This is a genomic window from Paraburkholderia sp., assembly GCF_035948235.1.
In the GTDB taxonomy this organism is placed as follows: Bacteria; Pseudomonadota; Gammaproteobacteria; order Burkholderiales; family Burkholderiaceae; genus Paraburkholderia.
Genome location: NZ_DASZJJ010000249.1, coordinates 1 through 10,981, shown reverse-complemented (window position 1 = coordinate 10,981; position 10,981 = coordinate 1). Strand labels below are relative to the sequence as shown.

General features: G+C 67.8%; 2 protein-coding genes. Both read left to right on the top strand.

Annotated features, from left to right (window positions below; translation table 11 throughout):
• The coding region (locus tag VG320_RS21930) for a non-ribosomal peptide synthetase (RefSeq protein WP_327202168.1) at nt 1-6,254 on the top strand (6,254 nt) is incomplete at its 5' end.
• Between the two features lie 76 nt (nt 6,255-6,330).
• On the top strand, nt 6,331-10,981 hold a 4,651-nt coding region (locus VG320_RS21925; RefSeq protein WP_327202167.1), incomplete at its 3' end, for a non-ribosomal peptide synthetase.

Here is a 10,981-nt window from a genome sequence, read left to right as displayed (position 1 = left end):
GGCGCTCGCCTGATGCGGTGGCGCTGCGGTGTGAGGCGCAATCACTGACGTATGCAGAACTGGAACGCTGGTCGGGTGCGCTGGCTGCGCAACTGGCGGCGCGTGGTGTGCGGGCGGAAACGCGTGTTGGGCTATGCGTGGAACGCGGCGTGGGGATGATCGCGGCGTTGATTGGCGTGATTCGGTCGGGCGGCGCGTTTGTGCCGCTGGACCCGGAATATCCGCAGGCTCGTCTTGAGCAGATGATCGAAGATGCAGGCATCACGCGCGTGGTCGCCGATGCGCGCAGCGCGCAGCGCCTGGCGGATGTGCTGCGCGGTTGTGAAATCGTGGATGTAGAAGTGGTGCGCGATCTTTCGGGCACTGCGCCTTCTGTCACGTTCCACCCTGAACAGCTTGCCTACGTACTGTATACGTCTGGTTCCACTGGCCGACCGAAAGGCGTCGCGGTGAGTCATGACTCGCTGTGGACGCACCTGGAAGATTTTCAGGCCACTTACCGGATCAGCGCGCAGGACACGGTCCTGCATTCCTCGACGATCAATTTCGACGTAGCGCTGCATGAAATTCTTCCCGCGCTGCGCGTAGGCGCAACGGTGGAAATGCGCGGCGTGCAGCCTTGGGATCTGCAAAGTCTGAGCGAACGTTTGAGCGAGCGTCGCGTCACGTTCGCGCGTATTCCGACGGCACTGTGGCAGCAGTGGCAACGGCATGCGCCTGCGCGTGAGTCTCTTTCGCTGCGTCAGGTGACGGTCGGCGGTGAAGCACTGCCGGGCGACGCGTTGCGGCACTGGAAAGAAAGCCCGCTTGCGGATATCCGTCTCGACAATCTCTATGGTCCGACCGAAACCACCGTCGCGGCGTTGTATCGTGAAACAACCGTCGATGATACGAAGCAGGTCACCGTGCCCATCGGCAAACCGTATCCGGGGCGCAGTGCTCGCGTGATCGATGCGTTTGGCGATGAGGCTCCGGCGGGCGGTCTCGGGGAGCTTTGCATTGGTGGCCCGACGGTGTCGCGTGGCTATCTGGGACGCGCGGCACTGACTGCGGAGCGCTTCGTGCCTGATCCATTCGGCGCGTCCGGTTCGCGTCAATACCGCAGCGGCGATCTTTGCCGCATGCGCGTGGACGGCACGGTCGAATTCCTGGGCCGTCTCGACCAGCAGGTGAAACTGCGCGGTCAGCGCATCGAACTGGGCGAAATCGAAGCGGTGCTGCGTCACTGCGCGGGCGTTCGCGAAGCCGCGGTGGTCGTGCACGGCGCAGGCGAAAAGCAGCGGCTCGCGGGTTACGTCGCGGGCGCGGTGGATATCGCAACGCTTCAACGCGAACTCGAACGCAAACTTCCGGCCTACATGGTCCCGTCGAGCCTGACGGTCCTCGACAAACTGCCGGTGATGCCAAACGGCAAGCTCGACCGCAAGGCGCTGCCGCAGCCACAAGAGACCACAGGCGAGCGCATCGCCGCCACCAACGCAACCGAAGCAACGCTCCTGTCGATCTGGCAAACCGTACTAGGCCGCGACGATATCGGCGTGACGGACAACTTCTTCGAAGTGGGCGGCGACTCGATCCAGAGCCTGCAGATCATCGCGCGTGCGCGCGAAGCGGGCCTCGTGCTCACGCCGCGTCAGGTGTTCGAGCATCCGACGGTGGCCGCGCTCGCGCAGCGCTCGGAACGCGTTGGCGACGAACAAACGGCAACCGCGGATCACGCCGAAGCCTTCAACCTCACGCCGATCCAGCGGCGCTTTTTCGAGCACTATCCGCAAGGCGAATCGCACTGGAACCAGTCGGTGCTGCTCGACGTGCGGGGCCGTCTGAGCCTGCCCGCGCTCGAACAGGCTGTCGCGGCGCTGCGCGAGCGTCATGATGCGCTGCGTCTGCGCTTCGCCCAGGAAGATGGTGTGTGGCGTCAACGCACGCTAAGCGCCGCTGACGCGCAAGCGCAGGAAACCGGCCTGATCCACCAGCAAACCCTCACCTCGCCCGACGCGCTAAGCGCCGCATGCGACGCGCTCCAGACGAGGCTCGATCTCGCGCGCGGCCCGATCTGGCGCGTCGGCTATTTCGAGGCAGACGAGCAGAGCTGGCTGCTGGTCGCGATCCATCACCTGGCGGTCGATGGCGTGTCGTGGCGCATCCTGCTCGAAGAACTGCAAGGCGCTTACGAGCAGGCCGAACGCGGCGAGACGATCGCGGCCGTTGCGCCTTCGACCGCGTGGAGCACATGGGCGCACGCGCTGCATCGCTACGGCGCGCAGCCCGCCGTCCAGGCCGAAGCCGCATGGTGGCGCGAGGCGCTGGGCGCGCCGGAGGCATCGCCAACCGCAGCGCCCGAAGACGCCGCATTCGGCGCCCCGTCGAACACGCGCATGGCGGATAGCGTCGTGGTCGAATGGAAGCTGGACCCGCAGCGCACACGCGAACTCGTCCAGATCGCGCCGCGCGCCTGGCGCACGCGCGTCGACGAATTGCTGCTCGCCGCGCTCGCTCAGGCGGTGGGCGAGTGGAGCGGCGCGAACACGCTGGCCGTGGAACTCGAAGGCCATGGCCGCGAGGATCTGATCGACGGCATCGACCTGAGCCGCACGGTGGGCTGGTTCACGACGCGCTTCCCGGTGGTGCTGCCCGCGCACGCCGCCACGCCCGCCGACGCGCTTATCGGCGTCAAGGAGCGCATGCGCGCCGTACCGCACAAGGGCTTCCACTGGGGCCTGCTGGACGCGGAGCGCCCGCGCCGCCGCCCGGCCGTGAGTTTCAACTATCTGGGCCGCTTCGATCAGGCGATCGACGCTGACTCGCGCTTTAGCTTCAGCGCGCAGAGCGCGGGCCGCAATCTGAGCGACGATGCGCGCGTCGACTATGCGCTCGATCTGAACGGCCTGATCGCGGCTGAGAGCCTCGTGCTGCGCTGGCGCTTCGATCCCGCGCGCCTCGATCGCGCCACGGTCGACCGGCTGGTGGAGGGTTTCGAGCGCCACGTGCATGCGCTGATCGCGCATTGCGTCGCGGCGCAGCCGGGCGCGACGGCCGCCGATTTCCCGCTCTCGGGACTGAATCAGGCTCAGTTGGCTGCGCTCAATCTCAAGCTCGGCAGTGTCGCCGATATCTATCCGGCCACGCCGCTGCAGCAGGGCTTGCTCTATCACAGCGAGCGTCAGCAGGGCCAGGGCGTCTACGTCAACCAGCTCCAGCTCACGCTGCGCGGCGAACTGGACGAAGCGCGCCTGCGCGCGGTCTGGCAGGCGGCGCTGGCGCGTCACGACGTGCTGCGCACGCGCTTCGAGTGGCGTCACGGCGGCACCGCGCTGCAGATCGTCGACCGCGATGCGGTGCTGCCGTTCGCGGTGCACGACTGGCGCGATGTTGTCGACTACGACGCGCGTCTGGCGAGCTGGCGCGCCGCCGATCTCGCCCAGGGCGTCGATCCGTCGCGCGCGCCGCTCATGCGCGTGAACGTGTTCCGCCGCCCGGATGGCGCGTTCGATCTGGTGCGCACGCATCATCACGTGCTCACCGATGGCTGGAGCGGCGCTCGTTTGCTCTCCGAAGTATTCGACGATTACGCACACGACGACGTAGAAGCGAGAGCGCCTGCGCAGCCGTATCGACGCTATATCGAATGGCTTGCGAAGCAGCCCGATGCGCGCGACTGGTGGCAAGAACGTCTGGACGCGGGCGCCGACGCGGGCACGCTCACCGGCAGTCTGGCCGCGCCGCGCGAGGCCGCATCGCTCGTGCCGCAAAAGCTCGCGCATACGCTCGACGCCGCGCTGGACGCGCGTTTGCGCCGCGCCGCGCAGCACTATCGCGTCACGCTCAATACGCTGATGCAGGGCGCGTGGGCGGTCGTGCTGGCGCGCCTGAGCGGCAAGGCATCGGTTGCGTTCGGCGTGACGGTGTCGGGGCGTCCGGCCTCGCTGCCGGGCGCGGACAACATGATCGGCCTGTTCATCAACAGCCTGCCGGTCGTGACTGCCGTGCCGGGCGCGGCGCGCGTGGACGACTGGCTCGGCGCGCTGCAGGCGTCCAACGTCGCGCTGCGCGATGTCGAGCACACGCCGCTCACCTCGCTGCAGCAGTGGTCGGGCCGCAGCGGCGATGCGCTGTTCGACAGCCTGATCGTGTTCGAGAACTATCCGCTGGCTTCGGGTTCAAGCCGCGAACCGGCGGCGCTGCGCGTCGAGCGCATCGAAACGGTCGAGCGCACGCATTATCTGCTCACGCTGACCGTGCTGCCGACGAGGCAAATCGAGCTGCAGTGGGGCTGGGACAGCCGCCGCCTCGAACGCGCGCAGGTGCAGGCGCTACAGGCGCAATACCACGCGGTGCTCGAACAGCTCGCCGATGCCGCGCAAATCACGCATGTGGCGCGCCGTGTGGGCGAACTGAGCGTGCGCGCGGCAGCGCCGCTGCCGGGTCCGTCGCATGACGCCGGCTTCCAGCCTCTCTACGCGCGTTTCGAGCAGCAGGCCGCGCGCACCCCGACGCGCGTGGCGCTGCGCCACAACGGTGTGTCGGTGGATTTCGCGTCGCTTGCGCGCTGGAGCGCCGCCATCGACGCGAAACTGCGCGCAAGCGGCGTGACGCGCGAGGAGCGCGTGGCCGTGTGCCTCGCGCGTGCGCCCGCGCTGATCGCCGGCATGCTCGGCGTGATGCGCAGCGGGGCGGCCTATGTGCCGCTCGATCCGGAGTTTCCGGTCGAGCGTCTGCGCTACATGCTCGACGACGCGGGCATCACGCGCATCGTCACCGACGCGCAAGGCATCGCGCGGCTGGGCGGCGGACTCGACGCATGCACGGTAATCGACGCAGGTTCGCCCGACGACCTGCTCAACGCCGAGGCGCTTCCCGAGGCGCGCGCCGTGCATGAAGCGCAACTCGCCTACGTGATCTACACGTCCGGTTCGACCGGGCGGCCCAAGGGCGTGGCCGTGTCGCATGGCGCGCTCGACCGCTTCCTGTGCAGCGTGCGCGAAGCGCCTGGCATCGGCGCGGATGACGTGCTGCTGTCGGTCACCACGGCGTCGTTCGACATCTCGCTGCTGGAGTTCTGCCTGCCGCTGATGACGGGCGCAACGCTCGAACTGGCCGACGCGCGCGTGGCCGCCGATGGCGAAGCGCTCGCGCATCTGATCGATACGAGCGGCGCGACGCTGCTGCAGGCCACGCCGAGCGGCTGGCGCCTGCTGCTGGAGGCGGGCTGGCGCGGCGTGCCGGGCGCACGCAAGCTCACCGGCATCGCGGGCGGCGAGGCGCTGCCGCCGGATCTGTGTGCGCAACTGCTCGGTCTGGGCGTGGATCTGTGGAATCTCTACGGGCCAACCGAAACGACCATCTGGTCGAGCCGCGCGCACTTGACGGCGGATCGCCCGCTCACCATCGGCCACGCGCTGCACGCCAACGCGCTGCGCGTGATCGATGCGAGCGGCCAATGGACGCCGATGGGTGGGATCGGCGAGCTGTGCATCGGCGGGGAGAATCTTGCGCGCGGCTATCTGGGCCGCCCGGGCCTGACCGCCGAGCGCTTCGTGCCCGATCCCGACGGCGCGCCCGGCGCGCGCATGTACCGCACTGGCGATCTCGCGCGCGAGCGTGCCGATGGGGCGTTCGAGTGCCTGGGCCGTATCGACCAGCAGGTCAAGCTGCGCGGCTACCGGATCGAACTGGGCGAGATCGAGCAGGCGTTACGTGCCTGTGCGGGTGTGCTCGACGCGGCGGTGGCGCTGCTGCCCGCCACACCAGGGAGTGCCGATGCGCGGCTCGTCGGCTATGTGGTGGGCGCGCTGCCGGTGGACTGGCGTCAGGCGCTGGGCGCGCGGTTGCCCGTGTACATGATCCCCGCGTCGCTGCACGGCGTGGACGCGCTGCCGCGCACCGCGAACGGCAAGCTCGACCGCAAGAAGCTGGCGCAGATCGAGCTAGGGTACTCGCGTGAGAGCGCCTGGACCGAGCCTGCCGCAGGACTGGAAGCGACGATTGCGCAGGTGTTTGGCGAGGTGCTGGGCGTCGCGCGCGTGGGCGCGCACGACGACTTCTTTGCGCTGGGCGGCCACTCGCTGGCGGCGGTACGGGTGAACACGCGTCTGGCGCAACACCTGGGCCGCAAGCTCGAACTCGCGCTGCTGTTCGAGCACGCCACGCCCGCGGCGCTGGCGGCGGCGCTCGACTTGCCCGCAAGCGATGAAGCAGGCGAAGCGGACAGCGACCTGCAAGCACTCGACGATCTTTTCAACGCGCTCGATTGAGGTGAGGCCGTCCGGATGCCTGGCGCACCGGACGGCTGTTTTCTGGCGAAGTGCCGAATCTGGTTCCGAACAAAATATGTTGACTACGACTGAAGATCGCCCCGCCGATCAACCGAAAAACGCGACCGCGCAGCACAACGGCGCGGACGTTGCGCGGGCGATGGCGCTCAAGTACGCGGCTTTGCCGCCCGCACGACGTGGCGCATTGCGCGCGAAGGTGCGCGAGCAGGGCATCGACCCCACGCGCCTGCCGATCGTGCCGCTCGCGCGCGCCGAAAACGCAGGCGAGGAGGAATGCGAAAGCGCGGGCCGCTATCCGCTTTCGGCTGCGCAGGCGCGGCTGTGGTTTCTGTGGAAGCTCGATCCGCTGAATCCGGCGTACAACCTCGCGCGCGCGGTGCGTTTGACGGGCGAACTGGACGTTGGCGCGCTGCGCGCGGCGTTCGCCGCCTTGATCGGGCGGCATGGCGCGCTGCGCGCGCGCTTTGTCGAGGAGCGCGGCGTGGCCGTGCAGCATATCGCCGATGCGGTGCCTGAGGGCGAAAGTTACGGCTGGCGCGAGCACACGCTCGACGATCCCGCGGCGCTGCCGGAACTGTTGCGCCGCGCCGCGCGCGTGCCGTTCGATCTGGGCGCGGGGCCGCTGTTGCGCGCCGATCTCGTGCGCCTCGCGGCCGACCGCTGGACGCTGTTGATCTCGACGCATCACATCGTCTCCGATGGCTGGTCGCAGGCGCTGCTGGTGCGCGAACTGGTCGCGTTGTATCGCGCGGCGCTGGGTGGCGACGATCCCGCGCGCGCGTTGCCGCCGCTCGCGCTGCATTTTGGCGATGTGACGGCCTGGCAGGCCGAATGGCAGGATGCAACTCAGGCCGCCGACCTTGCGTTCTGGCTCGACCGGCTTGGCGCAGCGCAACCCGAACTCGAACTGCCGCTCGACCGGCCGCGCACGCCTGCGCGCAGTATCGAAGGCGGCCGCCGCCGCATCGAGATCGGCGAGACACTGGCCGCGCGGCTGCGCCAGCTTGCGCGCACGCGCCGCACGACGCTGTTCACGGTGCTGCTGGGCGCGTGGGCGGCGTTGCTGCATCGCTATGGCGGGCAGACGGCGATCCGCATCGGCGTGCCGTCGGCGGGGCGCGCGCGGCGCGAGACGGAGGCGCTGGTCGGCTACTTCGTCAACACGCTCGTGATCGAGGCGCAAGTGGACGGCGCGATGCCGTTCGAGCAGCTGCTCGCGGCGCTGCACGCGCGCGTGCTGGAGGCGCAGGCGCATCAGGATGCGCCGTTCGGCAAGATTCTCGATGCGCTGAAGATCGAGCGCGATCTGGGCCGCTCGCCGCTGTTTCAGGTGATGTTCAATCTGGAGCAGGGGAGCGGCGAGGCGGCGGTGACGTTGCCTGGACTCGTTGTGGAGCCGGAGACGGGCAGCACTGAGACGGCGCGTTTCGATCTGGTGCTCAACGTGGTCGATGAAGGGCGCGCGCTCAAGCTGTCGTTCAATTTCGCGGCGGACGTGTTTGATGAGGCGACGGTTCGCAGAATCGCTTCGCAGTACGAGGCGATTCTTGTGCAGCTCACTGAGGATGAGACGCGGCGAGTGGGCGAGCTGATGCTGCCGGATGGCGCGCGGGTTCAGGAGGCGCGTGTTTATCAGTTTGGCTCGCTGGCTGGTTCGCTGGTGGAACAGGCGCGCCGCTCGCCTGATGCGGTGGCGCTGCGGTGTGAGGCGCAATTGTTGACGTATGCAGAACTGGAGCGCTGGTCGGGTGCGCTGGCTGCGCAACTGGTGGCGCGTGGTGTGCGGGCGGAAACGCGCGTTGGGTTGTGCGTGGAGCGCGGCGTGGGGATGATCGCGGCGCTGATTGGCGTGATTCGGTCGGGTGGTGCGTTTGTGCCGCTGGACCCCGAGTATCCGCAGGCTCGTCTTGAGCAGATGATCGAAGATGCTGGCATCACGCGCGTAGTCGCCGATGCACGCAGCGCGCAGCGTCTGGCCGATGTGCTGCGCGGTTGTGAAGTTGTGGATGTGGAGGTAGCGCGTGATTTTTCTGGCGCTGCGCCTTCTGTCACGTTCCATCCGGAACAGCTTGCCTACGTGCTGTACACGTCTGGTTCAACGGGGCGACCGAAGGGCGTCGCGGTGAGTCATGATTCGCTGTGGACGCACCTGGAAGATTTTCAGGCCACTTACCGGATCAGCGCGCAGGACACGGTCCTGCATTCCTCGACGATCAATTTCGACGTCGCGCTGCACGAAATCCTTCCCGCGCTGCGCGTAGGCGCAACGGTGGAAATGCGCGGCGTGCAGCCGTGGGACCTGCAAAGCCTGAGCGAACGTCTGAGCGAGCGTCGCGTCACGTTTGCGCGTATCCCGACGGCACTGTGGCAGCAGTGGCAACGTCACGCGCCTGCGCGTGAGTCGCTGTCGCTGCGTCAGGTGACAGTAGGTGGCGAAGCTTTGCCTGGCGACGCGTTGCGGCACTGGAAGGAAAGCCCGTTTGCGGATATCCGCCTCGACAATCTCTATGGCCCGACCGAAACAACCGTCGCGGCGCTTTATCGCGAAACGACCGTCGATGATACGAAGCAGGTCACGGTGCCTATCGGCAAACCGTATCCGGGACGCAGCGCGCGTGTGATCGATGCGTTTGGCGATGAGGCTCCGGCGGGCGGTCTCGGTGAGTTGTGCATCGGCGGCCCGACGGTGTCGCGTGGCTATCTGGGACGCGCGGCACTGACTGCGGAGCGCTTCGTGCCCGATCCATTCGGCGCGCCCGGTTCGCGTCAATACCGCAGCGGCGATCTTTGCCGCATGCGCGTGGACGGCACGGTCGAATTCCTGGGCCGTCTCGACCAGCAGGTAAAACTACGCGGTCAGCGCATCGAACTGGGCGAAATCGAAGCGGTGCTGCGTCACTGCGCGGGCGTTCGCGAAGCGGCGGTGATTGTGCACGGCGCAGGCGAAAAGCAGCGCCTCGCCGGTTACGTCGCGGGCGCGTTTGATATCGCCGTGCTTCAACGCGAACTCGAACGCAAACTTCCGGCCTACATGGTCCCGTCGAGCCTGACGATCCTCGACAAACTGCCAGTGATGCCAAACGGCAAGCTCGACCGCAAGGCGCTGCCGCAACCTGAAGAGACCACAGGCGAGCGCATCGCCGCCACCAACGCAACCGAAGCAACGCTCCTTGCGATCTGGCAAACCGCACTAGGCCGCGACGATATCGGCGTAACGGACAACTTCTTCGAAGTGGGCGGCGATTCGATCCAGAGCCTGCAGATCATCGCGCGAGCGCGCGAAGCGGGCCTCGTGCTCACGCCGCGCCAGGTGTTCGAGCATCCGACGGTGGCGCGCCTCGCCGCCTGCGCCGCGAGCGCAGATAACGCCGCCGATACGGACGACCGGAATGGCCCGCTGCCGCTCACCCCAATCCAGCGCTGGTTCTTCGAGCGTTATCCCCACGGCGAATCGCATTGGAATCAGTCGGTGCTGCTGACCGTCGAGGGCGCGCTCGATGTGGTTGCGCTCGAACGCGCGGTGCAGGCGCTGGCGGCGCGTCACGATGCGTTGCGGCTGCGCTTCACGCGTTCGGCGCAGGGCTGGACACAGCACGTATCGGCGATGAATGAAGCGTCGGCCACGCCGGTACTGCAACGCGTGAGCGTGCCATCGCTCGACGGCATGGAAGCGGCGTGCGATGCCCTGCAGACGAGTCTCGACTTGCAGACGGGGCCGCTCTGGCGCGTAGGCGTGATCGAGGCAGGAGAAGCGCGGCGCGTACTGATCGTGATTCACCATCTGGCGGTCGATGGCGTGTCGTGGCGCGTGCTGCTGGCCGATCTGCAACTCGCCTACGAGCAGGCCGAACGCGGCGAGACGCCAACGCTGGCCGCGCGCTCGACGCCGTGGAGCGCGTGGGCGAGCAAGCTCGACGAGTACGCGGGACGGCCCGAGCGGCTGGCCGAACTGTCGTGGTGGCAGAGCAGGCTCGACGTGCGCGCCGCGACGCCGCTTCGCAGCCTGCGCGCCGAAACCATCGGAGCCACGGACGGCGTAAAAGCCGCGCCGCGTGGCAAGCGCGTCTGGACGCTGGACGCCACGCGCACGGCGGCGTTGCTCGAACATGCGCCGCGCGCGTATCGCATGCGTATCGACGAAGTGTTGCTCAGCGCCTTGTCGTCGGCGGTCGGACGCCTGACGAATGCGCGCGACGTGCTGGTCGAACTCGAAGGCCACGGCCGCGAGGACGTGATCGACGGCGTGGATCTGAGCGCGACGCTCGGCTGGTTCACGACGCAGTATCCCGTCGTGCTGCCGGTCATCGACGACCCGGCGCAGGCGCTGCTGGGCGTGCGCGAGCGGCTGCGCGCGGTGCCGGCCAAAGGGCTGCACTTCGGCCTGCTGGCGCGCAACGCGGACGAGGCGAGCCGCGCAGCGCTCGCCGCCTTGCCGCAGCCCGAAATCAGCTTCAACTATCTGGGCCGCTTCGATCAGACCTTCGGCGCGCACAGCCGGTTTGGTTTCGCGAAAGAGTCGGCGGGGCGCTCGACGGCGGCAAACGATGGCGATGCGGATCGCGTGCTCGACATCAACGGCCTGATCGCAGGCGAGAAACTGACGTTGACGTGGACATGGAGCGAGCATCAGCTCGACAACTCCGTCGCGGGCCAGTTAGTCGATCAGTTCGATCAGACGATGGCGGCGCTGATCGACCACCTGGTGG